Annotated in this window: 19 protein-coding genes; 12 read left to right on the top strand and 7 right to left on the bottom strand. The window is 66.4% G+C overall.

Annotated features, from left to right (window positions below; all coding sequences use genetic code 11):
* Positions 1 to 17 precede the first annotated feature (17 nt).
* The 3 genes from A7V84_RS11690 to A7V84_RS11680 all read left to right on the top strand — a co-directional run bounded on the left by A7V84_RS11690 (position 18) and on the right by A7V84_RS11680 (position 3,037).
* A complete protein-coding gene (locus tag A7V84_RS11690; protein WP_025517334.1) occupies positions 18 to 743 on the top strand; it encodes an enoyl-CoA hydratase/isomerase family protein in 726 nt (241 codons plus the stop codon).
* 99 nt (positions 744 to 842) lie between these two features.
* The gene (locus tag A7V84_RS11685) at positions 843 to 2,219 is read left to right on the top strand and encodes a hypothetical protein (protein ID WP_063492128.1); all 1,377 of its coding nucleotides are present in this window, start codon (positions 843 to 845) and stop codon (positions 2,217 to 2,219) included.
* Positions 2,216 to 3,037 carry an aminoglycoside phosphotransferase family protein gene (locus A7V84_RS11680; protein ID WP_082833011.1) on the top strand — a complete coding sequence of 274 codons (822 nt, stop codon included), beginning with the start codon at positions 2,216 to 2,218 and terminating at the stop codon, positions 3,035 to 3,037. The genes A7V84_RS11685 and A7V84_RS11680 overlap by 4 nt, the downstream gene beginning before the upstream one ends.
* On the opposite strand, the gene A7V84_RS11675 is transcribed toward A7V84_RS11680, so the two are convergent.
* Entirely contained in the window at positions 3,034 to 4,647 is a 1,614-nt protein-coding gene (locus tag A7V84_RS11675) for an ABC-F family ATP-binding cassette domain-containing protein (RefSeq protein WP_063492127.1), read from the bottom strand. The genes A7V84_RS11680 and A7V84_RS11675 overlap by 4 nt on opposite strands.
* Positions 4,648 to 5,105: 458 nt before the next feature.
* On the opposite strand from A7V84_RS11675, the gene A7V84_RS11665 reads away from it, so the two are divergent.
* Positions 5,106 to 6,080 (top strand): tripartite tricarboxylate transporter substrate binding protein, encoded by a 975-nt coding sequence (locus A7V84_RS11665; RefSeq protein WP_025517340.1) that lies wholly within the window; start codon positions 5,106 to 5,108, stop codon positions 6,078 to 6,080.
* A 146-nt stretch (positions 6,081 to 6,226) separates the two neighbouring features.
* On the opposite strand, the gene A7V84_RS11660 is transcribed toward A7V84_RS11665, so the two are convergent.
* The 3 genes from A7V84_RS11660 to A7V84_RS11650 form a co-directional block, all read right to left on the bottom strand.
* The gene (locus tag A7V84_RS11660) at positions 6,227 to 6,640 is read right to left on the bottom strand and encodes a PaaI family thioesterase (protein ID WP_025517342.1); all 414 of its coding nucleotides are present in this window, start codon (positions 6,638 to 6,640) and stop codon (positions 6,227 to 6,229) included.
* A 59-nt stretch (positions 6,641 to 6,699) separates the two neighbouring features.
* A complete protein-coding gene (locus tag A7V84_RS11655) occupies positions 6,700 to 6,867 on the bottom strand; it encodes a hypothetical protein (protein ID WP_156507936.1) in 168 nt (55 codons plus the stop codon).
* 127 nt (positions 6,868 to 6,994) lie between these two features.
* Entirely contained in the window at positions 6,995 to 7,585 is a 591-nt protein-coding gene (locus tag A7V84_RS11650) for a hypothetical protein (RefSeq protein WP_063492125.1), read from the bottom strand.
* 293 nt (positions 7,586 to 7,878) lie between these two features.
* Between A7V84_RS11650 and clcA the strand changes: the two genes are divergently transcribed.
* The gene (gene clcA / locus A7V84_RS11645; protein WP_197669213.1) at positions 7,879 to 9,291 is read left to right on the top strand and encodes a H(+)/Cl(-) exchange transporter ClcA; all 1,413 of its coding nucleotides are present in this window, start codon (positions 7,879 to 7,881) and stop codon (positions 9,289 to 9,291) included.
* A 64-nt stretch (positions 9,292 to 9,355) separates the two neighbouring features.
* Here clcA and A7V84_RS11640 read toward each other — a convergent pair whose 3' ends face one another.
* Positions 9,356 to 10,318 carry a tripartite tricarboxylate transporter substrate binding protein gene (locus A7V84_RS11640; RefSeq protein ID WP_025517348.1) on the bottom strand — a complete coding sequence of 321 codons (963 nt, stop codon included), beginning with the start codon at positions 10,316 to 10,318 and terminating at the stop codon, positions 9,356 to 9,358.
* 533 nt (positions 10,319 to 10,851) lie between these two features.
* Here A7V84_RS11640 and A7V84_RS11635 point away from each other — a divergent pair.
* A complete protein-coding gene (locus A7V84_RS11635) occupies positions 10,852 to 11,760 on the top strand; it encodes a LysR family transcriptional regulator (RefSeq protein ID WP_025517349.1) in 909 nt (302 codons plus the stop codon).
* 9 nt (positions 11,761 to 11,769) lie between these two features.
* Here the strand turns inward: A7V84_RS11635 and A7V84_RS11630 are convergent, their stop codons facing one another.
* Positions 11,770 to 12,738 carry a LysR family transcriptional regulator gene (locus A7V84_RS11630; protein ID WP_063492124.1) on the bottom strand — a complete coding sequence of 323 codons (969 nt, stop codon included), beginning with the start codon at positions 12,736 to 12,738 and terminating at the stop codon, positions 11,770 to 11,772.
* A 184-nt stretch (positions 12,739 to 12,922) separates the two neighbouring features.
* Here A7V84_RS11630 and A7V84_RS11625 point away from each other — a divergent pair, with 184 nt between their 5' ends.
* The 6 genes from A7V84_RS11625 (at position 12,923) to A7V84_RS11600 (ending at position 19,603) form a co-directional block, all read left to right on the top strand.
* On the top strand, positions 12,923 to 14,437 hold the full coding sequence (locus A7V84_RS11625) for a CoA-acylating methylmalonate-semialdehyde dehydrogenase (RefSeq protein WP_025517353.1): 1,515 nt from the start codon (positions 12,923 to 12,925) through the stop codon (positions 14,435 to 14,437).
* 368 nt (positions 14,438 to 14,805) lie between these two features.
* Entirely contained in the window at positions 14,806 to 15,540 is a 735-nt protein-coding gene (locus A7V84_RS11620; RefSeq protein ID WP_025517355.1) for an enoyl-CoA hydratase/isomerase family protein, read from the top strand.
* A 19-nt stretch (positions 15,541 to 15,559) separates the two neighbouring features.
* Positions 15,560 to 16,015 (top strand): MaoC family dehydratase, encoded by a 456-nt coding sequence (locus A7V84_RS11615; RefSeq protein WP_025517356.1) that lies wholly within the window; start codon positions 15,560 to 15,562, stop codon positions 16,013 to 16,015.
* Positions 16,016 to 16,057: 42 nt separating this feature from the next.
* Complete coding sequence (locus A7V84_RS11610) at positions 16,058 to 17,173, top strand: enoyl-CoA hydratase/isomerase family protein (RefSeq protein ID WP_025517357.1); 1,116 nt, start codon at positions 16,058 to 16,060, stop codon at positions 17,171 to 17,173.
* A 96-nt stretch (positions 17,174 to 17,269) separates the two neighbouring features.
* Positions 17,270 to 18,472 (top strand): acyl-CoA dehydrogenase family protein, encoded by a 1,203-nt coding sequence (locus A7V84_RS11605; protein ID WP_063492123.1) that lies wholly within the window; start codon positions 17,270 to 17,272, stop codon positions 18,470 to 18,472.
* A 12-nt stretch (positions 18,473 to 18,484) separates the two neighbouring features.
* Complete coding sequence (locus tag A7V84_RS11600; RefSeq protein ID WP_025517360.1) at positions 18,485 to 19,603, top strand: acyl-CoA dehydrogenase family protein; 1,119 nt, start codon at positions 18,485 to 18,487, stop codon at positions 19,601 to 19,603.
* A 165-nt stretch (positions 19,604 to 19,768) separates the two neighbouring features.
* Here the strand turns inward: A7V84_RS11600 and A7V84_RS11595 are convergent, their stop codons facing one another.
* Positions 19,769 to 20,509, bottom strand: coding sequence for an SDR family NAD(P)-dependent oxidoreductase (locus A7V84_RS11595; RefSeq protein ID WP_063492122.1), 741 nt, complete (start codon positions 20,507 to 20,509; stop codon positions 19,769 to 19,771).
* Positions 20,510 to 20,621 lie beyond the last annotated feature (112 nt).

Below are 20,621 nucleotides of genomic sequence, written 5' to 3'. Positions count from 1 at the left end.
CCTCAACGCAAACCCCTATGCAACAAGACAACGACCGCGCGCCGGAACTGGACATCGAAGGCCCGCTGGCCCGGCTGCGCCTGTGCCGGCCCCGCCAGCACAACCGGCTGGACCCCGCCGACCTGCCCATCCTGCAGGCGCACCTGGCCCAGGTGGCCGCCGATCCGCAGGTGCGGGTGCTGGTGCTCACCGGCAGCGGCCGGCAGACATTCAGTTCCGGCTATACCCTGGCGGCCATCCGCCATGAGCTGGATGACCGCTTCGAGCGCGTGCTCGATACGCTGGAGGCGCTGCCCATCCCCGTCATCGGCGCGCTCAACGGCAGTGTCTATGGCGGCGCCACGGACCTGGCGCTGTGCTGCGACTTTCGCATCGGCGTGCGCGGCAGCCGCCTGTTCATGCCGGCGGCCCGCTTCGGCCTGCACTATTACCCTGGCGGCTTGCGCCGCTACGTCGCCAACCTCGGCCTGCCCGCGGCCAAGAAACTCTTCCTGACCGCGCGCACCATCCATGCCGAGGAAATGCTGCGCATCGGCTTTCTGACCGATCTGGTCGAACCCACCGAGCTGGACAGCGCGGTAGACAGCTATGTCCAGAGCCTGCTGGACAACGCCAGCGGCGCAATGGCTTCCATGAAGGCGGCGCTCAACCAGATCGCCGCCGGCCAGGCCGACCCCGACACGCTGCGCCGCGCCTATGAGGACTCGCTGCGTTCGCCGGAACTGGCGCGCCGCGTGGGCTGAAGCCGGGAGGCGGCTGGCCCGGCTTGCGGGCGCAGGCTACCATCACAGCCTGACGCCCGCCGGCAGCCTCGACTGCCCGGCGCGAACCGCCGCTCCGCCATGCCCGACGACGCCGACCTTCTCGCTGATTTTCTCCAAGCGCTGCCCAGGCGCTATGCCGGGGCAGCCGCCGCTGCCGCTGCCCCGGCCGCCTCGACGCAAGCGGCCACGAGGCTGGCGCGCTGCATCGCCGCGCTGCAGGATGGCGATGCCGCAGCCCAGGCGGCCGACTCCCTGGAGCCGGTCTTCTGCCAGGCGCTGGCCGAGCTCATCCACGAGGCGCTTGCGCCGCAAGGCGGCGAGCCGGCCTTCCAGGCGCTGCTGCTGGAACAGCGCTCGCAGATCCTGCGCGACTATCTCGCCCTGCTGCGCCAGCAGGGCGGCGACCGCCGCCGCCTGCGCACCCGCATCGACGCCATCGCACATCCGGCCAAGCCGCCACGCCACGGCCCGCCCGCCCTGCGCCAGGCGCTGGCGCAATTGCACGCGCAAGCCAGCCGGGAAGACTGGCAGGCCGTGGCCGCCGGGCTCGCCCGACTCGCCGGCCTGCAGACCGCGGCATCGGATCCCACACTGGCCCATAGCCTGTTGCGGCTGACCCATGACGAAGCGCTCGAACGACTGCAACGCTTGCAGCGTCTGGCCCTGCAAGACGACGTGCTGCGCTACGAAGCGCTGCGCGACCTCCAGGGACCGCGTCCGGGCAGCCCTGCGGCAGCCGCCCAGGCGCAGCTGGCCCATGAGCGCGGCCTGGCTGTCGAAATCCGCGCGGCCCAGGCGCTGCAGGCATTGGCCGACTACCTCGACCAGGGCAATCCGGGCAGGCACCGCGTGGTTACCTCGCTGCGGGTGCCGGCTGCCTTGTCGAGAGCGGCAGATCATGCCAAGACCGAATGGGACGCTGTACTCCTGCGTCGCGACCCGGCAGGCCTGGAGACGACATCGTCCTGGGACATTGCCTTGATTGTCGAGGCCAAAGCTTCACTGGATGCAGCCACCACCGACCTGCCGCGCCTGTTGCGAGGCTTGCGCTTGTTGGCCGGAGCCGAACCGGATCGCGACTATGCCTTCGCCAGCCAGCAAGGCCTGGTCAGCCTGCGGGGGCTCAGTCTGCACCACTTGCCCACGCAACCACAGACCATCGCTTCGCGGGTGCTTTATTGCAGCGACGCGCCGCCCGACCCGGACTCCCTGCCGGGCCTGAACCCCGCCAGCCGCATGCAATTGCTGAGCGCGCCGGCCAGCCTGGCCTATGCCAGCCAATGGACCGATGGCCTCGCCCCCGACTGCCGGCAGCTCGCCCCGCTGTGGCACGAGTTGCGCGCCGCGCCGCGCTGGCAGGGCGTGCTCAACATGGACCGCCACCGTCAGCGCGCCCGGGCCCTGATGGTCCATCCGGATGATCTGCTCGCCGCCGTCGCCGCCCGGACCGCATGATGCTCGACGACTATCTGCGCCGCTGGCGCCTTACCCCCGATAGCGCGATGTTGCGTTCGCGTACCAGCTGCCTGCAACCGGTGCGCTGGCGCGGCCAGCCCGCCATGCTCAAGCTGTCTGAAGACCCGCAGGAACAACAGGCCGGCGCACTGATGGCCTGGTGGGCGGGCGCCGGCGCGGCGCCGGTATTCGCCCACGACGCGCACGCCTTGCTGATGGCGCGCGCCCCCCACGGCGCAAGCCTCGCCCGTATGGCGATCGAGGGTGGCGACCACCACGCCACCGCCCGCTTGTGTGCTGCAGCCGCACAACTGCATCAAGCGCGCGCCGCGCCCCGGCCCGCCCTCACACCCCTGGCGCAATGGTTTGCCCCGCTGATCCAGGGCGGCGGCGCCCACTCTGAGTTGCTGGCGCGCTGCGCGCATACTGCGCAGAACCTGCTGGACAACGCGCACGAACCGGTCGCCCTGCACGGCGACCTGCATCACGGCAACCTGCTGGATTTCGGCGCAGCCGGCTGGCTGGCGATCGACCCCAAGGGCCTGTATGGCGAACGCGGTTTCGACTATGCCAATCTGTTCTGCAACCCGGAAGGCGCGCCTGGGCTGGCCCGCCACGCCTTCGACGCGCGCCTGCGGCAGGTCTGCGAGGCCGCTGCGCTGGAGCCGCAGCGCCTGCTCAGCTGGGTGCTCGCCTGGACCGGGCTGTCCGCCCTATGGCATCTCGAAGACGGCGAAAGCGCCGGCCACGCCCTGGCCATTGCGCAGCAGGCTGCCGCCGTCCTGGACGCCTCTGGCATCCGAGACGCCCCGCCCTAACAGGGCAACAAGCGCCAGCCGGCCTCGTCAGCGCGCAGACGATGCGTCAGCGCCAGGCGATCCAGGAAAGTCTCGTCATGCGACACCACCATCAAGGCCCCCGGGTAGTGACGCAACAGGGCCTCCAAGGCCTCCAGCGACGCCAGATCCAGGTGATTGCTGGGCTCGTCCAGCAGCAGCCATTGTGGCGGAGGATCCGCGTACAGCACACAAGCCAACGCCGCCTTGAGACGCTCGCCGCCACTGAGCATGCCGCTGGGCGCCTGAATCTGCTGCGCATCCAGCCCCAGATGAGCCAGCCACTGGCGTACATCGCTCTGTGACGCTTTCGGGTTGGCCGATTGCAACTGCGCCAGCACCGACAGCTGCGGCGCCAGGCTCTCCAGACGCTGGTCGAGGTACAGCCCCGGCACCCAGCGCTGACTGCGCCCCTGCAAGAGCGCCTGGCGCCCCGCCAGCACCCGCAGCAGGGTTGATTTGCCGCAGCCATTGGGCCCGCTCACGCCGATGCGCTGCGGCCCGTGCAGGGCAAGGTCGATGCAGCGTGTCGCGCCGCGCACCCCTGGCAGCACCGCCTGCTCCAGCGCCGCCACCTGGCGTGGCACGAAGGCCGCCACCGGCAAGGCGTGCAGCACGATCTCGGCCTCGTCGGCGATGCGTTGCGCAGCGGCGTGCACGCGCTGCGTCAACTGCTCGCGCGCCGCAGCCTGCCGTTGCTGCAGTTTCCCGGCCGACGCCTGGCTGCGTTCTTTCTGGCGGTCCAGCAGGATGCTGGCCTGATTGGCCTGCTGCCCATGGCGGTGGCCGCGTGCCTGACGCCGCGCCTGGCGCTCCTGCTGCTCGCGCAAGGCCTGCTCTTGACGCCGGCGTTCCTGCTTGCGCTGCGCCAGCCCGGCCAGCGCGTCCTCACGCTCCTGTTGCCGGCATGCCTCATAGAACGAGAAGTCGCCTCCATAGCTGCGCAGCCCCAACGACGACAGGGCTACGATGCGCGTCATCGCCTGCAACAGCTGCCGGTCATGGCTGACCACCAGCAGGCCGCCGCGCCAGGCCTGCAAGTGCTCGATCAGTGCGCCGCGCGCGGAAGCGTCCAGATGATTGCTGGGCTCATCGAGCACCAGAAAATCCGCACCGGACATCTCAGCCGCCAGCAGGCTGACGCGCATGGCTTCACCGCCGCTCAGGCGCGCGGCCGGCGTCGTAGCATCCAGATGGCCCAGGCCAGAGCGTTGCAGCGCCTGGGTCAATTGCTGGGCCAGATCCCAGCGCTCATCGAGGCAGTCGAAATCGGCAGGATCGCTGCTGCCAGCCTCGATGCGCGCCAGCGCGGCCAGCGGTGCCTGCAGGCCAGCCAATGCCGCCACCGTCGCCTGCGGCCCAGGCGCGACCTGCTGCGCAAGATAGAACACCTTGCCCGAACGCAGGCAGCGCCCGGCGCTGGGCTGCAGCAGGCCCGCCAGCATGCGCGCCAGCACCGACTTGCCCGCGCCATTGCGCCCGACCAGCCCGGTCGGGCGCAGGTCGAAGTGTTCGTTGAGATCGGAAAACAGAGTTCTGCCGTCCGGCAGAACGCAGGACACGCCTTCCAGCGTGAGAAAGGGATTCGTCATGTGTCATTCCAGGGATGCCAAGAGCTCCCCCTGCTCGGTCGGGGGTAGGTGGAGACTGGCCGTCGGGGAGACGGCGGCATCAATGGCGCATGACGAAAATCCTTGGTGAAAAACTGCCCTTATTCTAGCCTTCCGCCCGCCCGGACTGCAAAACAGCCTGTGCGCCGCATATGTCGCATGGCGCCACGACCTGGCGCCCGCCAGCCAGATCGGCGGTCAGTGCCTTTTGACCGAACCGGCCTTCGATATCCTGTGCCAACTTCACCGCAAGGTATTCGATATTGGACAGAGAGCGCAACGCTTTCGAGAATGGTCCGGTATCCCCACGCCCCCCCCCCGGGCTTTGGCCCCGGCCCCCGCCCGCCGCCCGGATATTTCTTATCAGAAGGCCCGCCTCACACCCCACCCCCACAAAAAGAGTGCTCTCGCAGCAACACAACCCTACCAGGGAGACAACCATGCGCTATTCCGCCCGCTCCGTATCCCGGCTTCTGCTGACGCTGCTGACCGCCGCCCTGCCTCTGGGCGCGACCACCGCCCAGGCCGCAGGCTATCCCGCCAAGCCCATCCGCCTGATCGTGCCCTACGGCGCGGGCGGTCCCACGGACATCCACCTGCGCATGGTTTCCAAGGAAGCCTCCGCCACACTGGGTCAGCCCATCATCGTGGAAAACAAACCCGGCGCCAATGGCACTTTCGGCGCAGCCGAACTGGCCCACGCCAGGCCGGATGGCTACACCCTGGCGGTGATACCCGCCTCGGTCTACCGCGAACCCCATCTGAACCGCGTTCATTTCGATCCGCTGAAACTCACCTATGTCATCGGCCTGTCGGATTACACCTTTGGCCTGGCCGTCAAGCAAGATGCGCCATGGCAGACCTGGCAGGACTTCGTCGAGGACGCCAGGAAACGTCCCGGCAAGATTTCCATCGGCGCGGCCGGGCCGGTGCAGACGCCCAACATCGTGCTCGGTGAACTGGCACAGCAAACCGGCCTCGATGTCATACGCGCCCCCTACAAAGGCGACTCCGAACAGGCCCAGGACCTGATGGGCGGGCATATCGATGCGGGCGTGCTGTCGGGGGTCGCCTCGACCTACATCCGCTCAGGCCATCTGCGCTATCTGGTCATGTTCACCCCCGAGCGCTCCCGCCAGTTCCCCGACGTCCCCACGCTGCGCGAACTGGGCGTGGACAGCGTCATCGATTCTCCCTATGGCATCGCCGGCCCCAAGGATCTGCCCGCGCAACAGGTGCAGATCATCCACGATGCCTTCCGACAAGCACTCGCCTCGCCTGCGGGCAAGCGCGTGCTCGAACAGCTCAACCAACCGGAAAGCTACCGCAGTCCCGCCGAACTGACCGCCTATGCCACCCAGGCCTATGCGCGCGAGAAAGACCGGATGGAACAATTCAAGGCTACGCTCCAATGACACAACGCCCCGGGGCTGCCCTGACGGCAACCCCCGGGGCGTTCCCGGTACGCGCGATGCCGGCTTGCAGCGACGTCGTCGGGGCAGCGGTGGCCCCGATGGCGTGAACGGTCCGCCCGCGCCGTGCGGCGGACGGACCGCAAGCCTCACCAGAGAATGATCTGCGAGCAGCGAAACAGCGACAGCTTGCGGCCGTTGCTGTCGAACACCGTGGCCGACCAGACCTGCGAGGTGCGGCCCAGGTGCTCGGCCACCGCCTCCACGCGCAACACGCCTTCGCGGGCGGTGCCCAGGAAGTTGGACTTCAACTCCAGCGTGGTGAACCCCTTGGCCCCGTCGGGCATATGGGCACGCGTAGCGTAACCGGCACAGGTGTCGGCCAGCGTGATGTGGGCCGCCGCGTGCAGATAGCCGTTAGGCGCCATCATCCAGGGTTGCAGCTCCATTTCCATGGTCATGCGACCTTCGGAAACGGCTACCGGCCGCAGGCCGAACGTGCCCGGCAGCGTACCCGGCTGCATCTCGGTCAGGCTCTCCAGGCTTACCTTGCTACTCCACATTACAAACTCCTCTTCTTCAATCAGTTGAAAAATACTTGCAGCGCCGCCCCGCGGCGCCCTCATAACGTCATCACGGGCTGTGTCTCGCGAAAGAGCAACCCGCCGCCAATACGGTAAAGATAGGCATATGACTCGCTGCCGGAGATGGCGCGGACCACCCGCAGCAGCGCGACCGCGACGCCGAAGCGGGCAGCCAGCCCCCTGCCGCGGCCGCAGCGGTGCGACAACAGCCTGTCCTCCTGGCTCGGCGGTGCGTGCTGGCTTTGTGGCATCCCGCTCATCTGGATCCCGGCGTCTCGGTGATTCGGTCAGGGCGAGATGATACCGGCCCGGCCGCTGGCGCCGGCTTGGACGTCAATAGATGCCAAAGCGGATTTCGACCTGCAGCGCCGGTCCGCCATCGGATGGGCGCAGACGGTACAGCACCACGCCGCCGTCATCATCGGCCAGCGAACGGCCCGACTGCCCGACGGCAAAGACGCGGCCCTCCAGCGTCAGGCTGGCGGGTCCGCTTGCGGCGGTCGCGCCCATCGGCAGCAAAAGGCCGCCCAGCGCCTGATCCGGCTCCTTGAATTCATACCCGGCATATTCCCCCTGCCCCCGTAGCGGCTGGACCTGCGGCCGGTAGGGCGCCGCGTCGAGGTTCCAGCCGTTGATCAGATCCGTGACCCACGGCCCTGGAATCGCGTAATCACTTTCCAGTTGGGCTTTGCTCAGGGCCTTGCCGCCCACGACCAGACAGCACACCAGGCGATGCGCATGCGCATCATAGGCAAGCCAACGACTGCCGGGCTCGGCTTCCTGCGGCAGCATCGAAAACACATGCTGTCTGTCGAACTGCGCATCCGAGACCTTGCGCCAGGCGCCCGCCGTCTGTGCCGGGCACGCCGCCATCACCGCCCATCCCGCCAGCAGGCCGACCCGTTGCACCACCACCCGTTTCATTCGCTTATCTGCCCTGTGCCATCGCCGGGTGCGCCCGGATCGATGCCCCTATTGCCCCATTCCGGCGCCAGTAAGCCGGCCTCCGCCGCCGGCGCATTCTGGACTGATCCGTACAGCCGCCTCCTCTGCCTTGCTACAATCTGCGGCCATGTCGAGCCGGCCGGCAACGGCGCCGCCGCCCCTGGCGGCCATCTCCCGGCTCGCACCGCAAGGCATGCAAGCCTGCCCGGTTCGCCGACACCAGACGAACCATCGCGTGCCACAGACAAGTCAGGCAGGAATAAGGGTTGTCAATGACACAAGAAAAAAGCCCGGGGCGGGCCAGCGCGGACAACGCCGCCCCCGCCACGATGCAAGACCCGAGCCAACAGTTGGGCAATGCCGGCAGCAAGTCGGCGCAGGCCCGCTTTATTGCGATCGCCGCCCTGACCGGCCTGTTGACCGGCGTCGTGGGCTCCTACTTTCACCTCATCATCGACGCGCTGCTGAGCTGGCCCGTCTGGCTCTCCGCCCATCTCGACGGCACGGCGCTGGTCATCAGCGTGGCCCTCATCACCATGCTGTGCACCTTGCTGGCAGCCTACGTGGTCCGCCGCGTGGCGCCGGAGGCTGGCGGCAGCGGCGTACAGGAGGTCGAAGGCGCGATGGAGGGTCTGCGGGTGGTGCACTGGCGGCGGGTGCTGCCGGTCAAGTTCGTCATGGGCATCACGGCGCTGTCTTCCGGGCTGGTGTTGGGCCGCGAAGGGCCCACCATCCATATCGGCGCCTCGCTGGGCGCGGCCTTCACCGATTTCTTCAAGACCAGCGTGCCGGAACGCCGCGGCCTGCTTGCCGCCGGCGCGGCGGCCGGCCTGGCCTGCGCCTTCAATGCACCGTTGGCAGCCGTGCTGTTCGTCGTCGAAGAAACCCATCGCCAGTTTCCCTACACGCTGCGCACCTACATGGGCGTGATCGCCGCGGCCCTGCTTTCGGTGATCGCCTCGCAGGCCATCGGCGGCACCGCCCCCGACCTGTCCATGCCGCCGCTTGCCGACCAGCCCCTGCCGATGCTGGCTGCCTTTGCCGTGCTGGGATGCGTGCTTGGTTTCGTGGGCGTGTGGCTCAATAAAAGCCTGCTCTGGACGGGCGCCTTCGCCGCACGCCTGCATGCCCGCGTGCCCTATCTTTTCCCCGCCATCACCGGTCTGGTGATCGGCGCGCTGTTCGTCGCGCTGCCCTTCGCTGTCACCGGCGGCGAGCACGTCATCATGCGTCTGGTCGGCAACAGCCCTGGCCTGATGTTGCTGCTGGCGCTGGCCTGCCTGCGCTTCGTCACGCTGGTCGGCAGCTACTCCAGCGGTGTGCCCGGCGGCATCTTCGCGCCCATCCTGGCGCTGGCCACCTGCATCGGCATGGCTTTTGGCGGTGTCGTGGAGGCGCTGGCGCCGTCCGTGCCGGACATCCCCATCGCCTTCGCCGTCGCGGCCATGGGCGGCCTGTTCACCGCTTCGGTGCGCGCGCCCATTGTCGGCGTGGCGCTCGCCCTGGAACTGACCGGCGCCTACAACATGACCCTGCCGCTGATCGCAACCTGCCTGGCTGCCAACCTGACCGCACAATGGATCGGCGGCAAGCCCATCTACGAGCAGCTGCTGGAGCGCACCCTGGCCCAGAACGGCATCCAGCGGCCCCAGCGCGCCACGCGCGAACACGTCGGCCTGGCCTGACCACGCCCGGTCATCCGGGCACAACCGGGGCAATGCGCGCGCCCGCGGGGCGCGCGCATCCAGCTCAGTCCTGAACCGCCAGGCCGAGCTCCTGGATCAACACTTTGGCCTTGGCCTTCTCCTTGCGCATCAACTCGCCATATTCCGGACCTTTCATGTAGGCGGCTTCCATGCCGGCGCGCTCCATCTCCTTGCGCACCGACTCATCGGCCATCGTCTGCTCCACCGCATCGCGCAGTTTGGCCAACACCGGCGCCGGCACGCCCTTGGGCGCGCCCAGTGCGAGATAACCTTCGATAGTGGCATCGAAACCCTGCTCCGCCACCGTCGGCACGTCCGGATACTCCGACCAGCGCGAGCCGGTCGCCGATGCGATCATCCTCACCTTGCCGGCTTGCATCTGCGGCCAGGCTTCCGGTGAGATCACCACCGCCATCGGCACCTGATTGGACGCCACGCCCACGGTGGTATCCATGCCGGATTTGTAGAGCACCTGCTCGAACTCGGCGCCAGTCTGCTTGGTCAGCATGGGAAAGACAAAGTTCGTCTGCGGCCCCGGCGTGCCGAACAGCAGCGGCTTGGACGACTTCTTGGCCGCATCGACCACATCCTGGATGTTCTTGTAAGGCGAGTCAGCATTGACGATGAACACATAGCGGTACTTGCTGAATGCGCCGATGTAGTCAAAGTCATCCGTGTCATAGGTCACCTTGTACATCCAGGGCGCCGTGGCGATCGCGCCCTGGGCGGTCAGGCCGATGGTGTATCCGTCCGGCTCCTGCTTGGCCAGATAGGACGGCCCGATCGTGCCGCCGCCACCGGAGCGGTTCTCGACCACCACCCCCTGGCCCAGAATGGACGCCAGCTTCTTGGCGACAATGCGCGCGGCGATATCGGTAGACCCGCCGGCGCCGAAATTGACCACCAGGCGGATCGGCTTGTTGGGAAAGGCGTCGGCTGCGTACGTATAAGCACTGCTTACCGCAGCAACGCCGGCCAGCAGGGCGATGACAATATTCTTTTTCACCTCATGTCTCCTTCTAGTTATTTAAGGAACACCTGCTCGGCGTACAGCTCTGCGAGCCCGTCCTTGATTACAAGATATAAGCCCTTTTTCAACATATCCAATTGAATTTGCCTTCAAGCCCGGGGCCATACCAGCGTTATCCCTAGTTTCATTCGGCAATGTGACAGCGAGATAAGGCATGCAGCGTCCAGGCATCGTGCGCACGCCGTACCAGTTGCACGGCTCTCCAGAAACGGGAACGACGCTGTTCAATGCCCCGAGAGCCGCATGCAGCAAGCATTCAGCCAATTCGAGAAGACATCCTAACGATCGGACGGCAGGCTTCGGAAATCGTTTTTCGAAATAAGAAAATCCACAAGAAAATGCCGTCTCATGGTTTTCCAGTATCTAGGGAAAACAAGCAGATTGAAGTGCATCATTAAGGCTGCGCTTCGTTGACCTGGCTCCCACGTGAGACTAATCTCAACAAGGTGCGATATGCCTTGCTGATTTTCCGATAATCAAAAACCTCGCCAACGGGGTAAGCGGCACCCATGTCAAACAGGTCAAAGCGCATTGCCCCCACTCTTAAACAGCTGGAACTCCTGCTGACCCTGGCGGCCTCCGACGGCATCGCCAGCGCAGGCGCCAAGCTCGGCATGACGCCCTCGGCCACCAGCCATGCACTGCGGGCGCTGGAAGAAATCCTGGGGACCACGCTGGTCGAGAAAACCCAGCAAGGGCTGGCCCTGACCTATCCCGGCGAACAGGTGCTGCCCCATGTGCGCGATGTGTTCACATCCCTGCAACTGGTCGAGGCGACGGCCCGCTCGGGAGCCGAACTCAAGACGGGCTTGCTCAAGCTCGGCTCCTTCGGGGCCAGCGCATCGCTGCACGCGCTGCCGCCGGTGCTCAAACAGTTCCGCGCCAAGTACCCAGGCGTCAAAGTGCTGGTGAAAGAGCGCCCGGATGACGAAACCACCCAGGACATCATCGAGCGGCGGGTCGAGATCGCCGCCGTCACCCTGCCCAAGCGCGACTTCGAGACCGTGCCGCTGGCCATCGACGAGTTGGTGGCCGTCCTGCCCGAAAGGCACGAACTGGCCCGCCAGGATACGGTCGACCTGTCGGAGATCGTGCGCTACCCCTTCATCATGACGCTGGCGGGATCGCAGAAACTCATCCTGCGGCTTTTCGCCCGCTACGACTATCAGCCCGACATCCATCACGAACTGCTGCAACTGATGTCGATCCTGGAACTGGTGTCGCGCGGCGAAGGAGTTTCCATACTGGCGCGGCTCGCCTTGCCCAAGGCCTATCCGGGCGTGGCCTTCGTGCCGCTCACGCCGTCCACGCGACGCAGCATCGGCCTGGCCTGTCTGAACGAAAACAAGCTCTCTCCGGTGGCGCGCGCCTTCTGGCTGGAAGCCAAGCGCAGCAAGGAGCTGTTGCTGGGCAACTGAAACCCCGCCCTACTCCCGGCGGGCCGTCTTGCTGGCGAAGCCATCGGCAAATGCGGTGCGCAGAAAATCCACGAACACCTGCGAAACGCGCGACGCATGCGCCGAATACGGGCGGATCGCATACAGCCATTCACCGAACACGCCCGCGGCCCGCCATTGCGGCAACACCTCGATCAGGCGCCCATCGTCCAGGGCGGCCTGGGCGCTAAAGTCCGGGACCAGCGCGATGCCCATGCCATCGAGCGCGGCGTCGCGCAGCGCCTCGCTGTTGTTGACGGCCAGCGGCCCCGACACGGCCACCGTCACCGGATCGCCGTGGGGAGCCGACGTGGCGGCGGCATCCGCTGCCACGAAGGTCCAGGTCGCCTGGCCTTGCCGCCGGGGGTAGTGCAGACAGGCGTGGGTGCACAGGGCCTGCGGCGTCTGCGGCATGCCCGCCGCGCTCAGATAGGCCGGACTCGCCACCAGCAGACTGCGCGTAGCCGACAAGGTCCAGGCCACGTGGGTCTCGGGCGGCGCAGCCGTATGCCGCACGGCAATATCGAACCCTTCCTCGGCCAGCGGCCTGAGGCGATCCGACATATCCAGCTCCAGCCGGATCTGCGGATACTGGCGCAGAAAGCCCGCCAGACGCGGCACCAGTTGCTGACGTGCGAAGGCCACCGGCGCGGTCACGCGCAGATGGCCGCGCGGCTCGCCGGCCAGATCGCGAACGTCGGCATAGCCCGCTGCGATCTGCTCGAAAGCACCGCGCATGGACTCCACCAGTTGACGACCGGCATCGGTGAGGCTGGCGCTGCGGGTACTGCGCCGCACCAGCGCCACGCCGGCGGCGCGCTCCAGGTCGGTGATGTGCTGGCTCATGGAGGCCTTGCTGATCCCCAGGCGGGCGGCCGCCTTGCTGAAGCTGCCCTGCTGATGCAATACCGTCAGCCGATGCAGATGGCCCCACAGTTCCTCGACCTTCTCCTTGCGCACGCCCTGACCTCCTGGTGGTTGTTCTCGTTGCGGGACTGTCTCGTATCTATAGCATGCCAGTAGCTTGTTTTCGTGAACAGTGGGTTCGGCGTCATCCCGCTACCGGCAGGCGCCCCCCCTCCCTACACTGCAGACATCGATAACGCGGCAGGTCCCTTGCGCCCTGCCCTGACAGGAGAGTTCCATGGTGGCGCCCTATACCCAATCCAGCGAGGTCACGCACTTCATCGGCGGACAGCGACACGCCGGCCAGGGCACACGTACGCAGCCGGTCTTCAACCCGGCCACCGGCGCGGTGACGCGCCAGCTGCGGCTGGGTACGCCAGAGGATGTCGAGGCGGCCGTGGCGGCCGCCCAGGCGGCCTTTCCCAAGTGGGCCGACACGCCGCCGATCCGGCGCGCCCGCATCATGTTGAAGTTCCTGGAGCTGATGAATCGACATCGCGATGAACTGGCCGCCATCATTACCGCCGAGCATGGCAAGGTACTCAGCGATGCCGCCGGCGAAGTGACCCGTGGCATCGACATCATCGAGTTCGCCTGCGGCGTGCCGCAGTTGCTCAAAGGCGATTTCAGCGACCAGGTCTCCACCGGTCTGGACAACTGGACGCTGCGCCAGCCGCTGGGTGTGGTGGCCGGCATCACCCCCTTCAATTTTCCGTGCATGGTGCCGTGCTGGATGTTCCCCGTGGCCATCGCCACGGGCAACTGCTTCATTCTCAAGCCCAGCGAACGCGACCCCTCGGCCGCCCTGTTCATGGCCGACCTGCTCAAGCAGGCCGGCCTGCCCGACGGGGTCTTCAACGTGGTTCAGGGCGACAAAGTCGTGGTCGATGCCTTGCTGCATCATCGCGGCGTCAAGGCCGTGAGTTTCGTCGGCTCGACCCCCATCGCCAACTATATCTACGAAACCGGCGCCCGGCAGGGCAAGCGGGTGCAAGCCCTGGGCGGCGCGAAGAACCATATGGTCATCATGCCCGACGCCAATATCGATCAGGCGATCGATGGCCTGATCGGCGCGGCCTTCGGCTCGGCAGGAGAGCGCTGCATGGCCATCTCGGTCGCCGTGCTGGTGGGCGACGTGGCCGAGCGCATCCTGCCCCGGCTGGCTGCGCGTACCCGCGAACTGGTGATCAAGAACGGCATGGAGCCGGATGCGGAGATGGGCCCGGTGGTCACGCGCCAGGCGCTCGAACGCATCGAACAATACATCGACCTGGGCGTGCAGGAAGGCGCGACCCTGCTGGTCGACGGCCGCGGCTACCGCGTCCCAGGCCACGAGGACGGTTTCTTCACCGGCGGCACGCTGTTCGATCACGTCACGCCCGGGATGCGCATTTACCAGGAAGAAATCTTCGGGCCGGTGCTGTCCTGCCTGCGGGTGGCCGACTTCAATCAGGCGGTCGAGCTCATCAACGCCCACGCCTATGGCAACGGCGTGGCCTGCTACACCCGCGACGGGCAGACTGCGCGCGAGTTCGGCCGCCGCATCGAAGCGGGCATGGTGGGCATCAACGTGCCCATCCCCGTTCCCATGGCCTGGCACGGCTTCGGCGGCTGGAAGCAATCGCTCTTTGGCGACATGCATGCCTATGGCGAAGAGGGCGTGCGCTTCTACACCCGCCAGAAGAGCATCATGCAGCGCTGGCCCGAGGACACCGAGCCGGGCGCCGAGTTCGCCATGCCGACCGCCAGCTAGCATCGCAAAACACCCGTCGACGGCCGGCACGCCATTGAACTTAATCTCAATTGAGCATGTGCCGGGCCTGCACCATAGTGAATTCGCCCCCCGGCCGCCAAGGCGACACGCCCGCGGCCTGCACAGAGCCTTTGCAAAGGCCGCCCGGCAAACACCAAGGAGGAACACGCCCATGACAGCGCTCTATCCGGCCACCCGGCGCAACACCCTGGCCGCAGCCGGACACGCCCCGCCGCCATAAGACCGGCGCGCCCCCACGGGCATGCCCGCCGGGCACGCCGCCCGCCGCGGCAGCGAGGTTCAGAAAAGCAAGTATCCCGCGCTTTCAGCGCGCGCAAGGTCATCACAACGAATGGAAGGGGAACACCATGGAAATCCAATGCGAATCCAGCGGCGGCGTGCTGCTCATCACGATCAACCGTCCGGACAAGAAGAACGCCTTGAACCGCGCCGTGGTCGAAGGCATGGCCCAGGCCTGGCGCGATTTCGCGCGCTCCGATGACCGTGTGGCGGTGCTCACCGCCGCCGGCGACGAAGCCTTCAGCGTAGGCTCCGACGTGCACGACATGCCGGGCGACATCTGGACAGCGGTGCCCAACCTCTCGGTGCCCTGCAACAAGCCCATCATCGCTGCGGTCAGCGGCCTGGTGGTCGGCGCCGGCGCCACCATCGCCCTGTACTCGGACATCGTGATCGCCTCCGAGTCCACCCGTTTCATCTACCCGGAAGCCAAGGTCGGCCTGTTCCAGGGCGTCATGGGCGGCTTTCCGAAGAAGATCCCGTATGGCCCCGGCCTGGAATGGGCCATCACCGGCGACGTGATGGGCGCGACCCGCGCCCGCGAACTGGGTATGGTCAACACGGTCTGCGAAGTCGGCGCGCAACGTGACGAAGCCATGCAGCTGGCCGCCAGGATCGCTGCCAATGCCCCCCTGGTGGTGCAGCAGATCAAGGCCATCGCCCAACAAACGCTGGCACGCAGCCCCATGGACACCTTCTACCCGCAGAAAGCGCAGCTCGAACAGATTGCAGGCAGCGAAGATGGCCGCGAAGGCATGGCCTCTTTCCGTGAGAAACGCAAGCCTCGCTTCCAAGGAAAATAAGCCAACGAGGAGACACGACATGATCGAATTCAAGACATTGGAAGACCTGATCGCCCGCAAGGGCGAAGAAGTGGGCGTGAGCGACTGGCTCACCATCACCCAGGCGGATATCGACCAGTTCGCGCAAGTCACCGGCGACATGCAATGGATCCACGTCGACGTGGAGCGCGCCGCCAAAGGCCCATTCAAGCGCACCATCAGCCACGGCTTTCTGACGCTGTCGCTGGTGCCGAAACTGATGGCCGGTATCTTCGAGATCAAGGAGCCCAGCACCGGCGTGAACTACGGCCTGAACAAGGTGCGTTTCATGGCTCCGGTACTCTCGGACACGGCAATCCGTGCGCGCGCCACCCTCATGGACGCCACGCCCGTGGGCGAGAACGGCTATCAGTTCGCCTGGAAGATTGCGTTGGAGCAGGAAGGCGCCGACAAGCCCGCATGTGTGGTCGAATGGCTCATCCGACGCTATCGATAAGCCGGAACCCCCACTTTTGAATCAACCTGGAAGAGACGCAAGATGCAAGAACCCGTGGTCAAGTTTTCAACGATCCCTGCCGGCCAGGATAAATTCTTCGGCGTGGCCACCCTCAACGTGCCGGCCTCGCTCAATGCACTGTCCATGCAGATGGTGCGCGACATGACGCCCCAGCTGCGCGCCTGGCAGGCCGATGCCTCGATTGCCGGCGTGCTGCTCGATGCCGCGGGCGAGAAAGCCTTCTGCGCCGGCGGCGACATGCGCCAGCTGTACGACACCCTGCTGGAAGTCGGCGGCGCGCGCAACGAGTACGCCGAACGCTTCTTCGGCGAAGAGTACGAGCTCGATCATCTGCTGCACAACTATGGCAAGCCGCTGCTGTGCTGGGGGCATGGCATCGTGATGGGCGGCGGCGTCGGCCTGCTGGTGGGCGCCTCGCACCGCGTGGTCACCGACGGCACCCGCCTGGCCATGCCGGAGATCAACATCGGCCTGTACCCCGATGTGGGCGGCACCTGGTTCCTGGGCCGCGCGCCGGGCAAGACCGGCCTGTTCCTGGGCCTGACGGCGGCCATCATCAACGCCACCGACGCCATCTTCACCGGCCTGGCGGACTTCTACGTGCCGCATCAGGACAAGGCCGCCGTGCTGGACGCCATTGCCGCCCAGACCTGGAGCGCCAGCGCCCAGGACAACCACGCCATCCTGTCGCGCCTGCTGCTGGACGCCGGCAGCCAGGCCACCCAGCCCCCGTCCCGCCTGCTGGAACACTACGACACCATCAACGCCCTGTTCGCCGGCGACGACCTGTTGGACATCGCCCAGCGCATGCGCACCTTCCAGTGCGAAGACAAATGGCTGCAAGGCGCGGTCACTGCCTTCAACAAGGGCGCCCCGAGCTCCATCGTACTGACCTGGGAACTGCTGCGCCGCTGCAAGCGCATGTCGCTGGCCGAGGTGTTCCGGGTCGAGTACTGGGCTTCGCTGGGCTGCTGCGCGCAGGCCGACCTGGCCGAGGGCATCCGCGCCGTGCTGGTCGACAAAGACCGCAACCCGGCCTGGAATCCGAGCACGATCGAGGCCGTCAGCCCGGCCTATATCGAAGACCACTTCCGCGCACGCGGCGACATGGCGCCTGAAATCGCCCATCTGCGCTGACGCGGCCCGGGCGGCCCGGATGCGCCGGGCCGCCCGCCGGACCCCGGCTGTCCATCCATGCCGTCGCAGAACGGCACAAGGGAAAAGGAGACTGATGTGGATCTGAACTACACCGCGCAGGAAGAGGCCTTTCGCGCCGGCATGCGCGCCTGGCTGCAAGCCAATCTGCCCGACGACATCCGCGCCAAGGTGCAAGGCCACCTGCGGTTGTCGCGCGAGGATCAGGCCCGCTGGCACCGCATTCTGGCAGCCCAGGGCTGGTCCACGCCGCAATGGCCGGTCGAATTCGGCGGCACCGGCTGGAACGCTACCCTGCGACATATCTGGGACGAGGAATGCGGGCGCGCCGGCGCCCCGCGCATACTGCCTTTCGGGGCCTCCATGGTGGCGCCGGTCATCATGAAGTTCGGCAACGAAGCGCAGCAGCAGCAATATCTGCCGCGCATCCGCGACTGCACCGACTGGTGGTGCCAGGGTTACTCGGAGCCCGGCGCCGGCTCCGATCTGGCCTCACTCAAAACTCGCGCCGAACTCACGCCCGACGGCCGCTTCTATGTCGTCAACGGACAGAAAACATGGACCACGCTGGCGCACTTCGCCAACATGATTTTCTGCCTGGTGCGCACCGACCCCGAGGCCAAGCCGCAGGCCGGCATCACCTTCCTGCTGATCGATATGGCCACGCCCGGCATCACGCTGCGCCCCATCCTGACGCTGGACGAAGACCACGAGGTCAACGAAGTCTTCTTTGACAACGTGCGGGTGCCGGTCGAGAACCGCATCGGCGAGGAGAATCGCGGCTGGACCTACGCCAAGGTGCTGCTGGGCTACGAACGGACCGGCATCGCGCGGCTGGGCGCCTGCAAGCGAGAACTGGCCTTCCTCAAGCGCATCGCCCTGCGCGAGCAGAAAGACGGCCAGCCTCTGCTGCACGACCCCGTCTTCGGCGCCAAGGTGGCCGAACTGGAAATCGAACTCATGGCCCTGGAGATGACCGTCCTGCGCATCGTCTCCGGCGAGACCGCCGGCAAGGGCCCAGGCCCCGAGACCTCCATGCTGAAGATCAAGGCGGTCGAAGTCCAGCAGCGCCTGACCGAACTCATGATGGATGCCGTCGGCCCCTACGCCCAGCCGTTCGACACGGCCTATCTGGACGGCGAGAACGAGCATGCCGTCACCGGCTACGACGAGGCCGCAGCGCTGGCGGCCTACTACCTCAACTACCGCAAGACCTCCATCTACGGGGGCTCGGACGAGGTCCAGCGCAACATCATCAGCAAAATGATCCTGGGATTGTGAGGAAGCCGCAGCATGAACTTCGATCTGAACGACGAACAAAAGCAGCTGACCGCCGCGATCGGCAGGTTCATCGAGAAAGACTACGATTTCGACAGCCGCAGCCGCTACCTGCGCCAGCCGCAGGGACATGACGATGGCGCCTGGCGCGCCCTGGCCGAACTGGGGCTGATGGCCCTGCCCATCGACAGCGAGCACGGCGGGTTCAGCGGCTCAGCCGTCGATATGATGGCCGTGCAGCAAGCGCTGGCGCCGGCGATGATCGTAGAGCCCTACCAGGCAACCGTCATTGCCGCCCACGCCCTGCAGCGGGCCGGCGGCCATGGCGCTGTCCTGAGCCAGGTCGCCGCCGGCAGCCTGAAGCTGGCTGCGGCCTTCAACGAAGCCCGTTCGCGCTATCAGCTCAATGAGGTCCGGACCCGCGCCAGCCAGGGCCGGCTGAGCGGCGAGAAGTGCGTCATCACCCACGGCGCGCAGGCTGACTGGCTGCTCGTGTCGGCGCGCTCGCACGCAGAGACGGCCGACACAGACGGCATCTCGCTCTACCTCGTGGACCGCAACGCGCCCGGCCTGCAGATCAAGGACTACCGCAGCATCGACAACCTGCGCGCCGCCGACATCCGTCTGGACAACACACCGGGTACGCTCGTGGGCGCTGAGGGCAAAGGCTGGGACCTGCTGGATGCCACTGCCGACTACGCCTGCGTACTGCTGTGCGCCGAAGCCGTAGGCCTGATCGACAGCCTGATTGAAACCACGGTCAGCTACACCAAGCTGCGCAAACAGTTCGGCGTGCCCATCGCCAGCTTCCAGGCGCTGCAGCACCGCATGGCCGACATGCTGATCCACGCAGAACAGGCGCGCTCCATCACCATGCTCGCCGCAGGCCGCTACGACTCGGCATCCCCCGAAGAGCGGCGCCGCTATGTATCGGCCGCCAAGGCCCGCATCGCGCAGGCGGGCCGGGCCGTCGGCCAGGAGGCCGTGCAACTGCACGGCGGTATCGGCGTCACCAACGAACTGCCGGCAGCCCATATGTTCAAACGACTGACGGTGATCAACACCCTGTTCGGCGATCGCGACCACCACATCAGCCGCTTCACCGCCCAGCCGGCCTTCCGGCAAGCCGGCTGAGACCGCCGGGGCCGAGGGCTATCAGCTCGCGGCCCCGGCCTTGTGCTGATAGCCCTCGCCGCCTTCATTTACCGCCGCCACCAAGGCCTGCGGCGGTATAAAGGCGATGTAGCAAAATACCGGTGGGTAGGTAGCTGGTTCAAGGCAGCATTGCCGCCCCGGCGCTCAGGCATTGAACCCGCCGTCGACATCGATCAGCGCGCCGGTAATGTAGTTGCCACCCTCGCCGGCCAGATGCGCCACCATTGCAGCTACGTCTTCTGGCTGGCCATAGCCGGGAAGCGCGAGAATGGCGCGCATCGCCTGGGCGTGAGGCCCGTCGGCCGGATTCATATCCGTGTCCGTCGGGCCCGGCTGAACCACATTGACCGTAATGCGGCGCGCGCCCAGATCGCGCGCGACTCCCTTGGTGAAACCCACCAGGGCGGCCTTGCTGGCCGCATACAGGCTGATGCCAGCCCGCCCGGCGCGCGGCGCAAGGCAACTGCCGATCGACACGATGCGCCCGCCATCCGGCAAATACTTGACCGCCTGCATCGTAGCGGCGAAGACGGCGCGCATATTGACGGAGAACGTCCGCTCATAATCTTCCAGGGTCAGCTGATCGATGGTGCCGGTATGAAAGTTGCCCGCATTGTTGACCAGGATATCCAGGCGGCCCAATGCGGCGGCAGCCTGATCCACCACGGCTGCGACCTGCCCCGCATCTGCCGCCTCGAGCGGAAGAATCTCGGCCCGGCGACCCAGCGCGCGGATCTCGGCTGCAACGGCTTCGGCTTTGTCTTTCGATGTCCCGTAGGTCAGCGCCACATCGGCGCCCTGACCTGCCAGCGCACGCGCAATGGCTGCGCCGATTCCCCGGCTGGCGCCGGTCACGAGCGCCGTTTTTCCTGAAAGAGAAGACATGACTCACACTCCTGTAGCAAGGTAAGAAAACAGGCCGCAGGCAGCCATCGCCCGGTAATGCCCCCTAAAAAACGGGGGAATCAGAAGTAGAATTTTCTCATTAAGGAGTTCT

This window comes from Bordetella trematum, from assembly GCF_900078335.1.
Lineage (GTDB): Bacteria > Pseudomonadota > Gammaproteobacteria > Burkholderiales > Burkholderiaceae_B > Bordetella > Bordetella trematum.
This window is presented reverse-complemented; position numbering and strand designations above follow the sequence as displayed.